This is a genomic window from Kitasatospora albolonga, assembly GCA_002082585.1.
In the GTDB taxonomy this organism is placed as follows: Bacteria; Actinomycetota; Actinomycetes; order Streptomycetales; family Streptomycetaceae; genus Streptomyces; species Streptomyces stephensoniae.
In genome coordinates this window covers 7080348-7098184 of sequence record CP020563.1, presented here as the reverse complement: position 1 = coordinate 7098184, position 17837 = coordinate 7080348, and the positions used below count along the sequence as shown (strand labels likewise).

The following is a 17837-nucleotide window of genomic DNA, read 5'->3' as shown; positions in this document are numbered from 1 at the left end:
AGAGGCCCACGGCCCCCCGGTGGTCACGCGCCCGGGGCGTGCACGACCCGCTCGTACGCGAGGTGGCGGCTGCGCTCGTGGCGGACGTCGGCGAACGCGTCGAGCGCGGCGAGAGCGCGGCTGCCCCGGGCGGAGCCGAGCGCCCGGTCGCAGTGCTCCTCCTCGCGCCACCACAGCACGCCCGTGTAGAGGAAGGGCCGGACGGTCGAGCGGAGCAGGTCGCTGCCGCCGAAGCCGCCCTCCTCCTCATAGGCGCGGGAGAGCTCCGCGTACCCCTTCTCGAACTCCGCGTGGTCCTCGCGCACCTCGGCGGTGAGCAGGACGACGGTGCTGTCGCCGACGGCGGCGTCCGCGCTGAGGGTGCGGCCGACGCTGAGCGCCTGGTCGGCCTCGGTGCGCACCAGGGGGCCCAGCTTGCGGACGTGCCCGGTGAAGGTGTCGTCGTGCACGGTGTCGAGCAGGCCGCTCAGCCGCTGCCAGTGCGCCAGGTGGACGTAGACGTGGGGCCGGTCCACGAGCCGGACCGTGACCAGGAAGTCGAATCCGGGCCTGCGGCGCAGGAACTGGCTGTGGGCAAAGAACTCGCGCTCGAACTCCGCGAGGTCGCCCGTGACCTCGAACCGGTTGATGACGGTCACCGGTCGGGTCGGGTCTCTGTCGATCACGCGCGGTCCTCCGCGTAGTTCTTGGCGTGGCGCAGGGTGGTGGAGCTGTTGGTGCCGAGCGCCTTGCGCACCAGTGCGCGGGCCTCGGCGAGGGTGGCGCCCGGTCCCAGGGCGGTGCGTACGCCCTCGGGGTCGAGCGTCACGGTGTGCCAGGACGTGGCCTTCACGGTGCCGTCGTCCTGCGGTTCGACGGTCCAGCGGCCGGTGTGGCTGCTCATCGCGACGGGGACCTTGAGCTGTTTGTAGACGATGGTGTGGCGCTCCTCGAAGCAGACGCGGACCGAGGTGGTGTTGTGCAGCGAGCCGTCGGGGCTGCGGGTGTCCATGTCCACGCCCTGGATGCCCTTCTCGTCCTCGGTGAGGTCGAGCCGGGCGACGTGCGGCAGGCGTTCGGGCCAGAGGTCCGCGCGGTCCAGGAAGCCGTAGACGTCTCCGGCGGCTCCGGCGACGGTGAGCGAGTCGTGGAACGTGAGGTGGAGCTCCTCGCGGGCGGGGCCCTGTTCGGCGGCGTTCTTGAGGGCGGTGAGCTCGGCGCGGCTGTTGCGGTCGACGGCCTGTCCGATGAGCTCCTCGGCCGCCGGGTCGTCGTCCACCGCGCGGTAGTCGTGCAGGAGGACGACCCGGCTCGTCCCGTCCTCCAGGGGTTCGACGCGCCACTCCCCGCCCATGGAGGCCACCGGGTGGGCGGAGACGGTCTGGCGGAAGGAGATCGTGCGGGCGGCGGGGTCGAGGACGCGGCGGGAGGTCCAGGTGCGGACCTGTTCGTTGGCGATGGCCCAGATCCGCAGATGCTGTTCGCCGCCGCCGGGCGGGGCCTCGCCGAGGACCTCGACGTGCACCGTGGGGGTGAAGACCTGCGGCCAGGCGGAGACGTCGGCGATGAGGCCGTAGACGACGGCGGGGTCGGCGGCGACCGTGACGGTGTGCTCGGTGAGGGAGGTCCTCGCGGGGGTGGGGGTCGTGGTGGACGCCACGGCGTACCTTCCTTTCGGCCGGCCGTGAGAACGGCCGTTTCCAGAGTGGCAGAGGTGGGCTCGAAGAGAACTCGAGCGGTGGTGGACCGTACGGTCAGGGGGTGGTGGCCCAGTCGGGCCGTCCGGTGATCTCGACCACGGCGCAGCCCCAGCTGTATCCGGCGCCGACGCTGATCAGGACGCAGCGGTCGCCCGGTGCGGCCCGGCCCGAGGTGACCAGGTGGTCGAGACCGGCGAACTGGTCCCCGGCCCCGAGGTGTCCGACCGTCCGGCTGAACTCCCAGGTGGTGCGCTCGGGTTCGATGCCGAACGGGGTGTAGTAGATGGAGGTGAGGCGGCGGCGGCCGAAGTGGGGCAGGACGACCCACTGGGCCTCGCCGAGTTCGAGCTCCGCGTCGGCCAGGGCCTGTTTGATGACGGTCTGCTGACCGGCGTGGGCGCGGGTGATGGCGTACGACATGCCGGTCTGCTGGATGAAGGCGCGTTTGGCCGCCTCGAAGTCGACGGGCATCCGGTGCCCGAACGGGGCGTCGGTGAAGGGGTCGTCGCCCCGGTGCAGGGGTTCGAGCTCCGGGTCGGCGTGCAGCGCCAGCGAGAGCAGCCGGGCGAAGCCGCCGCGCCGGGAGAGCACGAGGGCGGTGGCGCCGTCGGCGTACGGGGTGCCGGGGTCGGTGCGCCACCGGTCGATGCCCGGGGCGCAGAAGCGGTCGGCGGTGGTCAGCAGCGCGTCGCGGCTGCCGTGTCCGGCGTTCAGATAGGCGGTGGCCAGGTCGAGGGCGGCGAGGCCGCCGTTGGACATCTGGCGGATCTCCAGGGCGGGGCAGGAGTTGCCGAGGGCCGCGCGCTGGATGTACGACGCGACGGGCCACAGGTCCTGCCCCTGGTGGTAGGTGTCGGCGTGCAGGATCAGGTCGACGTCGCCGGGGGCGGACCCGGCGCGTTCCAGGGCGGTACGGGCCGCTGTCGCGGCCATCTCGGCGGCGGACTCGTCGGGCGAGACGGCCACCGAGACCGCGCCGGTCTGTGCGGCGGTCCGCGGCGGGCACTGTCCGGCGGCGACGGCGTCGGCCACCGGGAGCGAGCGCGGCAGCCGCACCGCCGTCCCGCGCAGGTAGATGTTGTCCACTCGCACAGCTACTCCCTCTCGGATACGGGTGGTTCAGCCGGCCGGCGCGGCTGCCAGGGGGGCCGGGACCCGGCCGGGGAAGACGTCGTCCACGAGCACGTAGCGCACCGCGTCCAGCAGGGCGCGCCAGCTGGCGGTGACGGTGTTGCGGTCGACGCCGACGGTGCCCCAGCGGCGTTCGCCGTCGTGGTAGCCGATCAGGACCCGGGCGCGGGCCTCGCTGCCCGTGTCACCGGTGAGCACCCGCACCCGGTAGTCCACCAGTTCGAGGCGGGCGAGCTGCGGGAAGAACGGGTCGAGGGCCTGGTGCAGGGCCCGGTCCAGGGCGTTGACGGGCCCGTTGCCGCTGCCGGTGGCGGCGAGCGGGACGCCGTCGATCCGCAGGCGTACGGATGCCTCGGTGCGTACGGTGCCGTCCGGCAGGCGGGTGACGGACACCTGCCAGGAGTCGACGTCGAACGGGGGCCGCTCCGGGCCGCCTGCCAGCTCCTCGCGGAGCAGGAGCTCGAAGGAGGCGTCGGCGGACTCGAAGCTGTAGCCCTCGCTCTCCAGCTCCTTGATCCGGGCGGTGGCGCGGGCGACCTCGCCGGAGCCCGCGGCGACCTCGTAACCGAGCTCGCGGGCCTTGAGCTCCACGGAGGAGCGCCCGCCCATGTCGGAGACCAGGGTGCGCATGGCGTTGCCGACCCGGTCGGGGTCGATGTGCTGGTAGAGGCCGGGGTCGACGCGGAGCGCCGCGGCGTGCAGCCCGGCCTTGTGGGTGAAGGCGGCGGCCCCGACGTAGGGGGCGGCGGGGCGGGCGGGCACCCCGGTGATCTCGGTGATGGCCCGTCCGGTGTCGGCGAGCCGGGCGAGCTGCCCGGGGGCGAGGACCTCGCGGCCCTGTTTGAGGGCGAGGTTCCCGATCACGGTGAACAGGTCGGCGTTGCCGCAGCGTTCGCCGTATCCGTGGGCGGTGCCCTGGACGTGGGCGGCACCGGCCCGGACGGCGGCCATGGTGTTGGCGACGGCGCACCCGGTGTCGTCGTGGCAGTGGATGCCGAGCGCGGCGCCGGTCGCGGCGAGGGTGTCGGCGACGATCGCGGCGACCTCGTCGGGCAGCGATCCGCCGTTGGTGTCGCAGAGCACGACCGCCTCGGCCCCGGCCTCCGCCGCGATGCCCGCGACTTCGAGGGCGTAGTCGCGGTTGAGCCGGTAGCCGTCGAAGTAGTGCTCGGCGTCCAGGAAGACCCGGCGCCCGGCGTGCACCAGGTGCCGCACCGTACTGCCGATCATGGCGATGTTCTCGGCGAGCGTGGTGCGCAGGGCCCGCTGCACATGGCCGGCGTGGCTCTTGCCGACCAGGGTGATCACGGGGGCGCCGGACACCAGGAGGGCGCGCACCTGGGGATCGACGGCCACCGAGACGCCGGGCCGTCTGGTGGCTCCGAAGGCCGCCAGCTCGGCGTTCTTCAGGGTGAGTTCGCTCTGCGCCCGGTGGAAGAACTCGGTGTCCCTGGGCACCGCTCCCGGCCAGCCGCCCTCGATGAACCCCACTCCGAGGGCGTCCAGGTGGCGGGCGACGGCGAGCTTGTCGTCGACCGTCAGGGCCATGCCCTCCTGCTGGCAGCCGTCGCGCAGGGTCGTGTCGTACAGCTGTAGGACCGCCTCGGCCATGGCTCCTCCTTCGTACCGCGTACGCCCGTCGCGTCGCGGCTCTGGTCGGTCACCGTCCGGGGACGGGCTCGGGCAGTCCTGGAGTCCCGGTCGACATCGCGGGGACCCGTACGGCCCCGGTCGCGGGGGCGGCGGGCCGCCACCGGTGGGGGTGGTCCCGGTACCAGGCGACGGTGTCGGCGAGCCCCCGCTCGAACGGCACGCGGGGCGCGTAGCCGAGCTCGTCGCGGATCTTGCCGTCGTCCAGGGCGTACCGCAGGTCGTGCGCCTTGCGGTCGGGGACCGTGCGGACGAGCGCCGGGTCGGCGCCGCACAGCTCGACCAGCCGTTCGGCCAGAGCGCGGTTGGTGCGCTCGTTGCCCCGGCCGATGTTGTAGACCTCGCCGGGGCGGCCCCGGGTGAGGACGCTCTGCACGGCCCGGCAGTGGTCGTCCACGTGCAGCCATTCGCGGACGTTGCTCCCGTCGCCGTACAGACCGACGGGGAGCCCCTGGAGCAGCCGGGTGACGAAGAGCGGGATGAGCTTCTCGACGTGCTGGTAGGGGCCGTAGTTGTTGGAACAGCGGGTGACGGACAGGTCGAGGCCGTGGCTGCGCCAGGCGGCGCGGGCCAGCAGGTCGGCCGCCGCCTTGGAGGCCGCGTACGGCGAGTTGGGCAGCAGGGGCCGTTCCTCGTCCCAGGAGCCCTGCTCGATGGAGCCGTAGACCTCGTCGGTGGAGATGTGCACCACGCGCTCCACCCGGGCCGCGGCGCAGGCGTCCAGGAGCGTCTGGGTGCCCAGGACGTTGGTCCGGACGAACTCGGAGGCGTCGGCCAGCGACCGGTCGACGTGGGACTCGGCGGCGAAGTGGACGACCGCGTCGTGCCCGGGCAGCAGGTCCAGCAGCAGGTTCCGGTCGCAGACATCTCCCCGTACGAAGGTGAGCCGGGGGTCCGCGGGCGGCAGGTTGGCCCGGTCGCCCGCGTAGGTGAGCCGGTCCAGGACGGTCACCCGGGCCTGCTCGAAGCCCGGGTAGCCGCCCGCGAGGAGCGTACGGACGTAGTGCGAGCCGATGAAGCCCGCGCCGCCGGTGACGCAGATCCTCATGCCGCCACCTCGACACTCGCGTGGTCCCCCACCAGGAGCCGGTGCCAGCCGGGGACCAGTCCCGAGGTGACCGTGGCCTGCCGGCCGATGACCGATCCGCGCACCGCGCCGACCCCGGCCACCTGCGCCCCCTCCAGGACGAGGCTGTGCTCGATCACCGAGGAGCGCAGCTCGCAGTCCTGACCGATGGTCGTGGACGGGCCGACGCTGCTGTCCTCGACCACCGATCCGGCGCCCACGATCACCGGGCCCACCAGCCGGGAGCGGATGATCCGGGCGCCCGGTTCGATGACGACCGCGCCGATCAGCTCGCTGGCGGCGTCGACCTCGCCCCGGACGGAGGACGTGAGGTCCTTGAGGAGTTCGCTGTTGCACTCCAGGACGTCCTCGACCCGGCCGGTGTCGCGCCAGAAGCCCTCGTAGATCCGGCCCTGGACGTCCGCGCCCCGCTCGACGAGCCACTGGATGGCGTCGGTGATCTCCAGCTCGCCGCGGGCGCTGGGCCGGATCGCGGCGACGGCGGCGTGGATGGCCGCGGTGAAGAAGTACACGCCGGTCACCGCGAGGTCGCTGCACGGTTCGAGCGGCTTCTCCACGAGCCGCAGCACCCGGCCCTCGGCGTCGAGTTCGGCGACGCCGAACTCGCTGGGGTCGGCGACCTTGTGGACCACGATCTGGGCGGCGGGCCGCCGGGCGAGGAAGTCCCGGGCGATGTCCTGGACGCCGTCGGTGAGCATGTTGTCGCCGAGGTACATCACGAAGTCGTCGTCGCCGAGGAAGTCCCGGGCGATGGCGACGCCGTGGGCGAGGCCGCGCGGCTCCTCCTGCGGGATGTAGGTGAGGCGCACCCCGAACTGGGCGCCCGTGCCGAGCGCCTCGGCGATCTTTCCGCCCCGGTCGCCGACGACGACGCCGACCTCGGTGGCCCCCAGCTCGCGCAGGGACTCGATGACGTGGACCAGCACCGGCTTGTTCGCGATCGGAATCAGCTGCTTGGGCATCGAGTGGCTGAAGGGGCGGAGCCTGCTGCCCAGTCCCCCGGCCAGGATCAGTGCTTTCATGTGGAGCCTCCTCAGAACTCCCCGATGACGTCCCGCAGAGCGGAGATCACTCTGTCCTGCACGTCGACGGGGAGTGACGGATACATGGGGAGCGAGAAGATCTCGGCGGCCGCCGCCTCGGTGACCGGGAGCGACCCGGGGGCGTAGCCGAGGTGGGCGAAGCCGGTCATGGTGTGGACCGGCCACGGATAGCTGATGTTGAGGGCGATGTCCTGGCGCTTGAGCCGCTCGATGATCTCGTCGCGCCGGGGGTGGCGGACGACGTAGACGTAGTACACGTGCTCGTTGCCGGGGCTGGTGACGGGCAGCCGGAGGCCGTCCGGCGCGACCAGGTCGCTGAGGCCCTCCTCGTAGCGCCGGGCGATCGCGCGGCGGCCCTCCACGTAGGTGTCGAGCCGGGTCAGCTTGCGCCGCAGGATCTCGGCCTGCACCTCGTCCAGGCGGCTGTTGTGGCCCGGGGACTGGACCACGTAGTACGTCTTCTCCATGCCGTAGTAGCGCAGCCTGCGCAGGGCCGCGTCGGTGGCGTCGTCGTCCGTGACGACCGCCCCGCCGTCGCCGTACGCGCCGAGGACCTTGGTCGGGTAGAAGGAGAAGGCCGCCGCGTCGCCCATCGTGCCGGAGAGCCGTCCGTGGTGCCGGGCGCCGTGCGCCTGGGCGCAGTCCTCGACGATCGCGAGGCCGTGCCGGGCGGCGATCGCCTCCAGCGGGGCCATGTCGGCGCACTGGCCGTAGAGGTGGACCGGGAGCAGCGCCTTGGTGCGCGGGGTGACGGCGGCCTCGACCTGCGCGGTGTCCATGAGGTAGTCGGCCTCGTGGACGTCGACGAAGACGGCGCGGGCGCCGGTGCCCTCGATGGCGACCACGGTGGGCGCGGCCGTGTTGGAGACGGTGATGACCTCGTCGCCGGGGCCGACGCCGAGCGCCTGGAGCGCCAGCTTGACGGCGTTGGTCCCGTTGTCGACGCCCGTGCAGTGCCGTACGCCGTGGTAGGCGGCGAAGTCCTCCTCGAAGCCGCGCACGCTCTTGCCGAGCACGAGCTGGCCGGAGGAGAACACCGTCTCCACGGCGTCGAGCAGATCCGCGCGCTCCTTCTCGTACTCCGGCAGGTAGTCCCAGACGTGGGTGGTCATGGACGGATCAGCCTCCATCGCTCGGTGGTCGAGTGGAGGGGAGGTTGGGGCAGCGTGGTCGCGGCTCGCTCAAGCCCTGGTGTCGCCGGGCCCGCCGCCCTCGGTGGTACGGGCGCGCCGCGGCGGGTCAGCGCGCCGGCCGGGGCCCGGTGCCCTCGGCGGTACGGGCCGCGCCGCGGCCGATCAGGGCGTCGATCTCGCGCAGGGTGAGCCCGCTCTCGGACAGCACCTGCCGGGTGTGCTCGCCCGGGCTCGGCGCGGGGCCGGGGGCCGGGGCGGGGGTGCGGCCGAAGCGGGGCGCGGGGGCGGGTGCCGTTCCCGTACCGGTGTCGAGGTAGGTGCCGCGCTCCGCGAGCTGCGGGTGGCGGGCGGCTTCCCGGACGGTGAGCACCGGGGTGACGCATGCCTGGGTGCCGGTGAACTCCGCCGTCCACTCCTCCCGGGTCCGGGTGGCGAACCGGGCGGCGAACGCGGTGCGCAGGGCGGGCCAGTTGGTGCGGTCGGCGCGGTCGGGGAGGGTGTCGGGGGCGAGGCCGAGACCGGTGAGGAGGTCGGCGTAGAAGCGTTCCTCCAGGGCACCGACGGCCATGTGGCCGCCGTCCGCGCAGGGGTAGGTCGTGTAGAACGGGGCGCCGCCGTCGAGCAGGTTGCCGCCGCGCGGGCGGTCCCAGGAGCCCTCGTCGCGCATGGCGAGGAGCATCGCGAGGAGGGAGGCCGTGCCGTCGACGATGGCGGTGTCCACGGTCTGGCCGAGGCCGGACCTGCGGCGTTCGTGGAGGGCCGCGAGGATGCCGCAGACCAGCAGCATCCCGCCGCCCGCGAAGTCCCCGAGCAGGTTGACGGGGGGCACCGGGGCGCCGCCGTCGGTGCCGATCGCGTCCAGGGCGCCGGTGAGCGCGATGTAGTTGATGTCGTGGCCGGGCGCGGCCGCCAGCGGCCCGTCCTGGCCCCAGCCCGTCATCCGGGCGTAGACGAGAGAAGGGTTGCGGTCCCGGCAGGCGTCGGGCCCGATGCCGAGCCGCTCGGCGACGCCGGGCCGGAACCCCTCCACGACCACGTCCGCGTGGTCGGCCAGGCGCAGCACGGCGGCGGCGCCCTCGGGGTCCTTGAGGTCGAGGGCCACCGAGCGGCGGCCCCGGTCGAGCACCCGGTGCCAGCCGCCGAACGCCCGGCCGCCACCGGCCCGGTCGACGCGGATCACCTCGGCGCCCAGGTCGGCGAGCATCATGCAGGCGAACGGCACCGGTCCGATCCCGGCGAGTTCGATGATCCGCAGTCCGGCCAGCGGGCCGCGCGGACCGGCTGTTCCCCTCGGCGGGCCCGGGGGCCGCGAGCCGGGGGAGTTCGTCCCTGAGGTCTCCATGGCCGGGGAAGGTAGGAGCGGCGGCTATGAGCGGGCTCGAGCCGACTTCGAGCCCGGGGTGGCACGTTCCGGACCGCTCGCACCCCCGGTTCCAGGACCAGAAGGAGTCCGCTCATGAGCGACCCGACCCGCGCGACGGCGACCACCGCGGCCACGTGCCGCATCTGCGAAGGCGAGGTGACCGAGTTCCTCGACCTGGGGCGGCAGCCCCTGTCCGACGCCTTCCCCGAACCCGCGCGCACCGAGGGCGAGTTCTTCTACCGGCTGGCGGTCGGTGTGTGCGCGGACTGCTCCATGGTCCAGCTCACGGAGGAGGTGCCCCGGGAGAAGATGTTCCACGAGGACTACCCGTACCACTCCTCGGGCTCCTCGGTGATGCGCGAGCACTTCTCCGCCACCGCCCGCGGCTTCATCGAGAAGGAGCTCACCTCGGCGGACCCCTTCGTCGTCGAGATCGGCTGCAACGACGGGATCATGCTCCGTACGGTCAGCGAGGCGGGCGTCCGGCATCTGGGCGTCGAGCCGTCCGGCGGGGTGGCCAAGGTCGCGGCCGAGGCGGGCATCCGGGTGCGCAACGACTTCTTCGAGGAGCGGACGGCGGCCGAGATCCGCGCGGAGGACGGCCCGGCCGATGTGATCTACGCGGCCAACACCCTGTGCCACATCCCCTACATGGACTCCATCCTGCGGGGCATCGGCACGCTCCTGGGCCCGGACGGCGTGTTCGTGTTCGAGGACCCGTACCTGGGCGACATCGTGGAGAAGACCTCGTTCGACCAGATCTACGACGAGCACTTCTACTTCTTCACGGCCCGTTCGGTCGCCGCGATGGCGGCCCGCTTCGGCCTCGAACTCGTCGACGTGCGGCGGCTGACCGTGCACGGCGGCGAGGTGCGCTACACCCTCGCCCTGGCCGGTGCCCGCACCCCCTCGCCCGCGGTCGCCGAGCTCGTCGCCGAGGAGACGGAGCGCGGCCTCGGCACGCTGCCGACGCTGAAGGCGTTCGCGGCGAACGTGGAGAACATCCGTACGGAACTGATCGCGCTGCTCGGGCGGCTGCGCGCCGAGGGCCACTCGGTCGCCGCCTACGGGGCGACGGCCAAGAGCGCCACGGTCACCAACTTCTGCGGCATCGGCCCCGAGCTCGTCGGCCATGTCTACGACACCACCCCGGCCAAGCAGAACCGGCTCTCCCCCGGGGCGCACATCCCGGTGGTCTCCGCCGAGGAGTTCTCCCGCGACTACCCCGACTACGCGCTCCTGTTCGCCTGGAACCACGCCGAGGAGATCATGCGCAAGGAGCGGGAGTTCCAGGAGAACGGCGGCAAGTGGATCTTCTACGTCCCCACGGTCCACGTCGTCTGACCCACCGCCCACCCGAGCGGGAAAGGAGTCCCACATGCCCGAGAAGACCTTCGACGGCCGGACCGTCGTCGTCACCGGGGGCGGCACCGGGATCGGCCGCGCCGCCGCCCTGTCGTTCGCCGCGCTCGGCGCCGCGTCGGTGATCGTCACCGGCCGCCGCAAGGAGCGGCTGGACGAGGTGGCGGAGCTGCATCCGGCCATCGTTCCGGTCACCGCCGACGTGACCACCCGGGAGGGGGCGCGTGCCGTCGCCGACGCGGTGTCCACGCACGGCGGGGCGCTGGACGTCCTGGTGCACAACGCCGGTGTCTTCCGCTTCACCCCGCTGTCGGCGCTGGACGCCGGTACGGCACGGGAGGTCCTGGACACCAATGTGCTGGGGCCCGTCCTGCTCACCGCCGAGCTGCTGCCGCTGCTGCGCTCCCCCGGCGCCGCCCTGGTGCTGGTCTCCAGCCGGGGCGGCCACAACCCGGGCGTGGACAGCTCCCTGTACTCGGCGAGCAAGGCCGCGGTGGACAGCTTCACCCGGAGCTGGGCCGCCGAACTGGCCCCGCGCGGCATCCGGGTGAACGCCGTCGCCCCGGGCTTCGTCCGTACGGAGGCGTACGCGGCGAACGGTCTCGGACCCGAGCAGGTGGAGGGGCTGTTCGCCGGGGTCGCGGCGACGATCCCGCTCGGCCGGGTCGCCGAGGCCGACGAGGTGGCCCGCTGGCTGACGTTCCTCGCCGACCCGGCGAACGCGCTGGTCACGGGGCAGGTCATCACGGTGGACGGCGGCCTCGACATCGCGGGGAGCTGAGCCGGAAGCCGATCCGGAGGGCGGGCCGGGTGCCGGGCCGGACCCGGCCGGACCGGCCGGAACGCGGGCCCGGTGGCCGGTGCGTGTGCGCGGTCCGGAGCGGAGGTTCCGCTCCGGACCGCGCACGTGCGTCTGTTCCCCCGTACCTGCGTTCCGGTGAGTCGTGTCCGCATTCCGCCGTAGCGGCCCGTCCGTCGAACAGACTGGTGGGCCCACCCATCAGTCCGTGCCGGCCGCCATGCCGCCGGCACTCATCGCGGGAGCCGTACATGAGGATTCTGGTGACAGGCGCGACCGGGGGCGTCGGCCGGCACGTGGTCGACCAGCTGATCTCCGCAGGGGTCCAGGTGCGGGCGCTGACCCGTGATCCGGCGAAGGCGTCGATGCCGCCGGGGGTGGAGGTCGTACGGGGCGACCTCACCGCGCCCGACGAGCTCGCGGCCGCCTTCGAGGGGGTCGACCGGCTGCATCTGTTCCCGGTCGAGGAGACCGCGCGGGAGGTGGTCGCGCTGGCCGCGAAGTCCGGGGTGGGGCGCATCGTGGACCTCTCGGCGGCGGCCATCACGATCGGCCTGTACGAGAGCCCGACCGAGCAGGCCATCGAGGAATCGGGGCTGGAGTGGACCCACGTCCGCCCGGCCGAGTTCATGACGAACCGGCTGCACCTGTGGGGGCCGGACATCCGGGCCCGGCGCGTGGTGCGCTACCCCTTCCCCGACGAGACCGGCGTCCCGGTGCACGAGGCGGACATCGCCGCCGTCTCCGTCGCCGCGCTGCTGGAGGACCGGTTCGTGGGGAAGGCGCTCACCCTGACGGGCCCCGCCCGGATCAGCGCGCGCGAGCAGGCGGCCGCGATCGGGGACGCGCTGGGCGAGGAGGTGCGGTTCGAGGAGGTGAGCCGTGAGGAGGCGCTGCGGCTGATGAAGGCGCAGGGCGGATTCGCCGCCGAGAACGCCGAGTTCCTGCTCGGCTACCAGGACTACTCCGGTGAGGACGGCGGGGGCGAGGACGGCCTCTCCGAACAGGACTACTCCGAGCTGACGCGCCCCTGGCCGGACGTCGAGGAGGCGACCGGGCGGCCGGCCCTGGACTTCGCCCGGTGGGCGAAGGACCGCGTGGACGACTTCCGCTGACCCGGAGCGTGGCCGACTTCCGCTGATCCGGCGGGGACGGCGGCGCCCCCCTCAGCCCTTCGGCCCGGCCCCCGGCACGAAGCCGGGGGCCGGGCCGAAGCGGCGGACGGGTCAGCGCCCGGCGAGCTCCTCCAGCTTGCGGACGATCTCGGAGGTCCTCGGCAGCGCGGCGATCTCGTCGGCGAGGGCCCGGGCCCGCTCGCGGTACGAGGGGTCGGTGAGGATCGCGCGTCCCGCCTCCTCGATCCGCTCCGGCGGCTCGACCAGGTTCAGGGTGATCGAGGCCCCGTACGCGTCGAAGCGCCGCATCGGGATCGCCGAGGCGAGCATGTCCGGGAAGACCAGCTGCGGAACGCCCGCGGCTGCCGCGTACATGCAGGTCTGGCCGCCGCCGTGATGGACCAGCAGATCGCAGGAGGGGACGACGGTGTCCAGCGGTACGTAACCGGCCCGGACCTCCGGCCACTCCTTGCGCAGCGCCTCGGCGACGGGCTCCTGGGTCGCGATGAGCAGCTCCACGTCCTGGAAGACGGGGTTCTCCAGGATGGGCCGGAAGAAGGCGACCCCGAGCGTGTCGATCATGGCGGCCCGCGAGCCGGAGGTCACCAGGACCCGCTTGCGTTCGGTGCGCCGGTAGACCCAGGGCTCCAGCGGGAGCTGGGTGGAGCCGGGCGTCCAGCGCATGTACTGGGCGGGTTCGGCACCCTCGGGCCGGAGCGACTCCGGGGTGATGTGGACGTACAGGTCCTCCTTGGGGAAGGTGTCCAGGCCGAGCTTCTCCAGCTCCGGGCGGAGCTCGTCGGCGACGTACTCCAGGTCCGCCGGGTCCCGCTCCAGGGCGTCCCACGCCTGGCAGACGTAGGGCACCTTGGCGTGGTGGGCGATGAGCGCGGCCCCGTAGTTGCGGGTGCCGCCCACCACCAGGTCGGGGCGCCAGTGGTCGGCGAGGTCGGCGAGCCGGCCGAAGCTGTCCGCCGCCATCCGGGCGAAGCCCCGGCTGGCGAACTCGCACTCGGCGGCCTCGCCCCGGGGACGGTCCAGCTTGTTGCCCTCGCGGTCCCAGAACATCGCCTTGAAGACGCCCATCTCCGACATCTCGAAGGCGGGCAGGCCGTGTTCGGTGACGGCGGCGACGTCCTCCTGCGGCGCGGCCACGATGACCTCGTGGCCCTCGGTGCGACAGGCGGACGCGAGGGGCAGCAGGGCGTGGACCGTCGCCCGGCCCCCGCCGGTGAAGAAGAGGATGCGCACGATGACTCCTTACGGGTTGGCTGGGCTGGTGCGCCGGGCTTCGGCCTCGACCTGGACGCTCGCGGTCACCCGGTCGCCGGTGTCGCGGACCGTGGAGACGCCGCTGCTGGTGAAGGTGTCGCCGGTCAGGACCGCGTGGTGGTCGATGTCGACCCAGCCGAGGTAGGCGCCGTTCTCGTCGACCAGGCGCTCGGCTATCCGGTAGGAGAACCGCCCCTCCCCCGTCGCGGCCCAGGTGCCCGCGCCCCCGCCGCCGGGTGCCGGACCCGCCAGGATGAACGCCCGGCCCTCGGGGGTGAGGTGCAGGGTGCTCTCGAACTCCTTGCCCTCCAGACGGAACCGCTCCGTCCAGGTGCCTTCCGGTCGTGCCGTGCTGACTGCGGACTGGTTCACTCTGCTCCTCCCCTTGCGCATGGCTGGTCCGGCGACGCTAGGGCGCCCTGCTCGACGTCTGCTCGAGGCCGGGTCACGGGCCCGGGGCCGGGGGCCGGTTCGACCGGGGGACGACGGCGGTTCGAGCGGGGATGGACACGATGGGTGCACGTCCTGTCCGACCTCCCCGCCGCGACCGCCAAGGAGCAGCATGACCACCGACGCCAGCACACCCCCGGTACCGCAGACGGCCCGCGAGGTCCGGCTCGCCCGCCACCTCGACGGCGCCATCACCCCCGGCCACTTCGAGATCGCCGAGGTCCCGGTCAGGGAGCCCGGCCCCGGAGAGGTCCTGGTCCGCACCGACCATGTCTTCGTGGCGGCGGCCTACCAGGACCTGATGCGCCCCGACTGCCCGCTGCCCGTACCGCCCTACCAGGTGGGGGGCCGGATCGGCGGCGGCGAGGTGGGCACGGTCGTACGGTCCGCCGATCCCTCGCTGGCCGTCGGCGACCTCGTCCAGATGATGGCGGGCTGGGGGGAGTACACGACCGCGCCCGCCGCGTCGTTCCACCGCCTCGACGCCACGCTGTTCCCCAGCTCCTCCTACTACCTGAGCCAGGGGCCCACCGCCTACTACGGCATGGCCACCCTGGCACGGGCGGGCGAGGGGGACGTGGTCTTCGTGTCGGGCGCGGCCGGCGGGGTGGGCTCGCTCGCCGGGCAGATCGCCAAGTGCCGGGGCGCCGCCCGGGTGATCGGCAGCGCGGGCAGCAAGGAGAAGGTGGCCTATCTGGTCGACGAGCTCGGCTACGACGCCGCGTTCGACTACCACGACGGCCCGGTCGTCGACCAGCTGCGCAAGCTCGCGCCGGACGGCATCAACGTCTTCTTCGACAACGTGGGGGGCGAGCAGTTCGAGGCCGCCGTGCAGGTGGCGGCCCCGCACGCGAGGTTCGCGCTCTGCGGTGCGCTCTCCGGGCAGATCGGCGGCACGGGCGGCCACCCCCGCCTCGACCTGATGACCGCCATCACCCGCCACCTCGAACTGCGGCCCTACGCCACCTACCACACGCCCGAGCAGGTCCAGGCGTGGACCGAGCATGTGGCGCGGTGGCTCTCCGAGGGACGTTTCGTCTTCCCCCAGACCGTCGTCGAGGGGGGCATCGAGCAGGCACCGGGCGCGCTTCTGGACCTGCTGGCCGGGCGGCACCGGGGCAACATCACCGTACGGTTCTCCGGCTGACCCGCACGGCCGGGGGGCGGCCCCGGGAGCGCCCGGGCTCCCGGGGCCGCGTCATGTCCGGGGCCCGTCGCGTCTTCACGTCCGAGGTCCGTCGCGTCCGGCACCCGTCACGCCCGAGCCCCGTCACGCCCGAGGCCCCGTCACGTCCCGGGGCGCCGGGGCCGTCACTCCGCGGCGGTGGCGGTGATCCGGACCGGGAGGCGGCGGAGCACCCGGCCCCGGTCGTCGTGGACCGTGGAGAGGCCGGTGCTGGTGAAGGAGGGGCCGGCCAGCACCGCCGTCTGCTCGATCACCACCCGCCCGGTGCCTCGCCCATCGTGCCCGTACAGCGGCTCCACCACCCGGAACGCGAAGCGCCCCGCGCCCAGATCCGTCCAGCGGCCCTCGCCCGGGCCCCCTTCCAGCAGCAGCGCCGTCCCGTCGGCCGCGAAGTGGAAGACGCTCGCCGTCCACCGCCCCCGGCGCTCCACCTCGGCGTTCCAGCGGCCCAACGGCCGTGCGCCCGCGCACTCCTGTCCCCTGTGTGTCATCCGGCCACGGTGCGCGCGTCGGCTCGGGAACGGCTCGATCCGCCCGGAACCGTACGCCCATCGGCCCCGCGCCCGTTCGAGCCGGTCGAGTCCCGCTCGAGCCGGACCGGGCACCATGATCCCCATGAGAGTGCTCAGTCTGCGGACGCTCAACCGGACCCTGCTGGAGCGGCAGTTCCTCCTGGAACGGACCCCGCTGCCCGTGATCGACGTCGTACGGCATCTGGTCGCGATGCAGGCGCAGGAGCCCAACTGGCCCTACGTGGGCCTGTGGACGCGGGTCAAGGGGTTCGCGCACGGGGAGCTGACCGGACTGTTCCAGGACCGGGGCGTGGTGCGGGGCACGATGGTGCGGCGCACCCAGCACCTGGCCGCCGCCGAGGACTTCGGGTGGCTCCGGCCCAGCGTGCAGCCCGTCGTGCGCGCTGCCGTGAACCAGTCCTACTTCGCTCCCCATCTCGAAGGGCTCGATCTGGACGAACTCGCCTCGGCGGGGCGCGAGCTGATCCGGAGCGGGGAGCTGACCCGCAGCGAGCTCGGCAGGCTGCTGGAGGAGCGGTTCCCCGGCCGCCCCGGTGCCCGGCTCGCCCTGGTGGTGGAGTCGCTGGAGTCCGTCGTGTACCCGCCGCCGAACGGGGTGTGGGGCGCCTGGGGGAACCGCACCTCGACGCCGCTGGCGCTGGCCGACGAGTGGACCGGCGTCCCGATGGCCGCCCGGGCGGACCTGCGCACCCTGGTGCTGCGGTACCTCGCCTCCTTCGGACCGGCCGGGGTCATGGACGTACAGGCGTGGTCGGGGCTGACCCGGCTGCGCGAGGTGGTGGAGTCCCTGCCGCTGCGCACGTTCCGCACGGTGGACGGCAAGGTGCTGTACGACCTGCCCGACGCGCCGATCGCCGACTCCGGGGCCCCGGCGCCGGTCCGCTTCCTTCCCGCCTTCGACAACGCCGCGCTCGGGCACAAGGACCGCACCCGGCTGATCAGCGACGCCGACCGGCGGCGGATCGCCCCGGTGGCGGCGCTCGGGGTGCCGCTGTTCCTGGTGGACGGGTTCGTACGGGGCTCCTGGTCGTTCAAGGACGGCGCCCTGCGGATCACCCCCTTCCGGCCGCTGAGCGGCGCCGAGGAGGAAGCCGTACGGGCCGAGGCCCGGCCGCTGTTCGGCTTCGTCGCCGGGCCGGAGGCGGAGGCAGGGCAGGGTGCGCCGGAGGACATCGCGTTCGCCTGAGCCCTGAGCCGGACTCCATGGGCGGTCCAGCGGCGCGGGCCAGCATCGCGGGCGTGTGCCGCCCGGAATCCACCGGGCGGCCGCGGCAGCCGGAAGGGGTTCCGATGAGCAGAAAGAGTCTCGGCGAGATCTACGCCCATGCCGAGATCTACGAGGCCGTGTACCGGGCGCGCCGCAAGGACTACCGGGCGGAGTCCGACGAAGCCCGGTCCCTCATCCGGGAGTTCGGCAACGATGCCCGGTCCCTGCTGGACGTGGCCTGCGGCAACGGTCCCCATCTGCGGTACTTCCGGGAGGACTTCGCCCATGTGGAGGGGGTGGACGTCTCCGCGGACATGGTGCGCCTGGCCCGGCACAATCTGCCGGGCGTGCCCGTCCACCAGGGCGATATGGCCGACTTCCGGCTGGAGCGCACGTTCGACGCCATCACCTGCATGTTCAGCTCCGTCGGCTATCTGCACGACACCGGCGAGCTGAACTCCGCGGCGGAGAGCTTCGTCCGCCACCTCAACCCGGGCGGGGTCGTCGTCCTGGAACCCTGGTACTTCCCCGACACGTTCGTGCCCGGGCAGATCATGAGCACCCTGGCCACCGAGGGCGGGCGGACCATCTCCCGGATCTCGCACGCCACCCGGGAGGAGGGGGACATCGCCCGGGTGGTCGCGCACTACCTCGTCGCCGACCCCGCCTCCGGTGTGGAGCACTTCATCGACAGCCACGACCTGAAGCTGTTCACCCGCCGGGAGTACGAGACCGCCTTCGAGCGGGCGGGCTGCACCGTGCACTACCGCGAACGCGGCGCGAAGGTCGGCATGTTCGCCGCGACCCTGGGGCGCGGCCGGTGAACC

General features: G+C 73.2%; 17 protein-coding genes. 6 read left to right on the top strand and 11 right to left on the bottom strand.

All coding sequences use genetic code 11. The annotated features are described in order from the left end of the window. Positions 1-23 precede the first annotated feature (23 nt). From B7C62_31205 to B7C62_31170, 8 genes are all read right to left on the bottom strand, one after another. The gene (locus B7C62_31205; protein ID ARF76251.1) at positions 24-665 is read right to left on the bottom strand and encodes a hypothetical protein; all 642 of its coding nucleotides are present in this window, start codon (positions 663-665) and stop codon (positions 24-26) included. Further along, complete coding sequence (locus B7C62_31200) at positions 662-1639, bottom strand: cyclase (protein ID ARF76250.1); 978 nt, start codon at positions 1637-1639, stop codon at positions 662-664. Before B7C62_31200 ends, B7C62_31205 begins: the two co-directional genes overlap by 4 nt. Before the next feature lie 94 nt (positions 1640-1733). After that, a complete protein-coding gene (locus B7C62_31195) occupies positions 1734-2771 on the bottom strand; it encodes a 3-oxoacyl-ACP synthase (GenBank protein ARF76249.1) in 1038 nt (345 codons plus the stop codon). 27 nt (positions 2772-2798) lie between these two features. Beyond that, positions 2799-4421, bottom strand: coding sequence for a citramalate synthase (locus B7C62_31190; GenBank protein ID ARF76248.1), 1623 nt, complete (start codon positions 4419-4421; stop codon positions 2799-2801). A gap of 49 nt (positions 4422-4470) precedes the next feature. Next, complete coding sequence (locus B7C62_31185; GenBank protein ARF76247.1) at positions 4471-5508, bottom strand: dTDP-glucose 4,6-dehydratase; 1038 nt, start codon at positions 5506-5508, stop codon at positions 4471-4473. After that, a complete protein-coding gene (locus B7C62_31180) occupies positions 5505-6569 on the bottom strand; it encodes a glucose-1-phosphate thymidylyltransferase (GenBank protein ID ARF76246.1) in 1065 nt (354 codons plus the stop codon). Before B7C62_31180 ends, B7C62_31185 begins: the two co-directional genes overlap by 4 nt. A gap of 11 nt (positions 6570-6580) precedes the next feature. After that, the gene (locus B7C62_31175; GenBank protein ID ARF76245.1) at positions 6581-7702 is read right to left on the bottom strand and encodes a daunorubicin biosynthesis sensory transduction protein DnrJ; all 1122 of its coding nucleotides are present in this window, start codon (positions 7700-7702) and stop codon (positions 6581-6583) included. A 127-nt stretch (positions 7703-7829) separates the two neighbouring features. Beyond that, complete coding sequence (locus B7C62_31170) at positions 7830-9065, bottom strand: carnitine dehydratase (protein ID ARF76244.1); 1236 nt, start codon at positions 9063-9065, stop codon at positions 7830-7832. A 114-nt stretch (positions 9066-9179) separates the two neighbouring features. On the opposite strand from B7C62_31170, the gene B7C62_31165 reads away from it, so the two are divergent. From B7C62_31165 to B7C62_31155, 3 genes are all read left to right on the top strand, one after another. Further along, positions 9180-10430, top strand: coding sequence for an SAM-dependent methyltransferase (locus B7C62_31165; GenBank protein ID ARF76243.1), 1251 nt, complete (start codon positions 9180-9182; stop codon positions 10428-10430). A 34-nt stretch (positions 10431-10464) separates the two neighbouring features. Further along, the gene (locus B7C62_31160; GenBank protein ARF76242.1) at positions 10465-11229 is read left to right on the top strand and encodes a hypothetical protein; all 765 of its coding nucleotides are present in this window, start codon (positions 10465-10467) and stop codon (positions 11227-11229) included. Between the two features lie 269 nt (positions 11230-11498). After that, complete coding sequence (locus B7C62_31155) at positions 11499-12362, top strand: NmrA family transcriptional regulator (protein ARF76241.1); 864 nt, start codon at positions 11499-11501, stop codon at positions 12360-12362. 111 nt (positions 12363-12473) lie between these two features. On the opposite strand, the gene B7C62_31150 is transcribed toward B7C62_31155, so the two are convergent. Together B7C62_31150 and B7C62_31145 are read right to left on the bottom strand one after the other, a co-directional pair. Continuing rightward, the gene (locus tag B7C62_31150; protein ID ARF76240.1) at positions 12474-13613 is read right to left on the bottom strand and encodes a hypothetical protein; all 1140 of its coding nucleotides are present in this window, start codon (positions 13611-13613) and stop codon (positions 12474-12476) included. A gap of 9 nt (positions 13614-13622) precedes the next feature. After that, on the bottom strand, positions 13623-14006 hold the full coding sequence (locus B7C62_31145) for a hypothetical protein (GenBank protein ID ARF76239.1): 384 nt from the start codon (positions 14004-14006) through the stop codon (positions 13623-13625). 190 nt (positions 14007-14196) lie between these two features. On the opposite strand from B7C62_31145, the gene B7C62_31140 reads away from it, so the two are divergent. Continuing rightward, the gene (locus B7C62_31140) at positions 14197-15231 is read left to right on the top strand and encodes an NADP-dependent oxidoreductase (GenBank protein ARF76238.1); all 1035 of its coding nucleotides are present in this window, start codon (positions 14197-14199) and stop codon (positions 15229-15231) included. 164 nt (positions 15232-15395) lie between these two features. On the opposite strand, the gene B7C62_31135 is transcribed toward B7C62_31140, so the two are convergent. After that, positions 15396-15722 carry a hypothetical protein gene (locus B7C62_31135; GenBank protein ID ARF76237.1) on the bottom strand — a complete coding sequence of 109 codons (327 nt, stop codon included), beginning with the start codon at positions 15720-15722 and terminating at the stop codon, positions 15396-15398. 163 nt (positions 15723-15885) lie between these two features. Between B7C62_31135 and B7C62_31130 the strand changes: the two genes are divergently transcribed. Further along, positions 15886-16989, top strand: a complete 1104-nt coding sequence (locus B7C62_31130; GenBank protein ID ARF77451.1) for a hypothetical protein — start codon at positions 15886-15888, stop codon at positions 16987-16989. Between the two features lie 104 nt (positions 16990-17093). Beyond that, positions 17094-17834 carry a hypothetical protein gene (locus B7C62_31125; protein ARF76236.1) on the top strand — a complete coding sequence of 247 codons (741 nt, stop codon included), beginning with the start codon at positions 17094-17096 and terminating at the stop codon, positions 17832-17834. Positions 17835-17837: the final 3 nt, after the last annotated feature.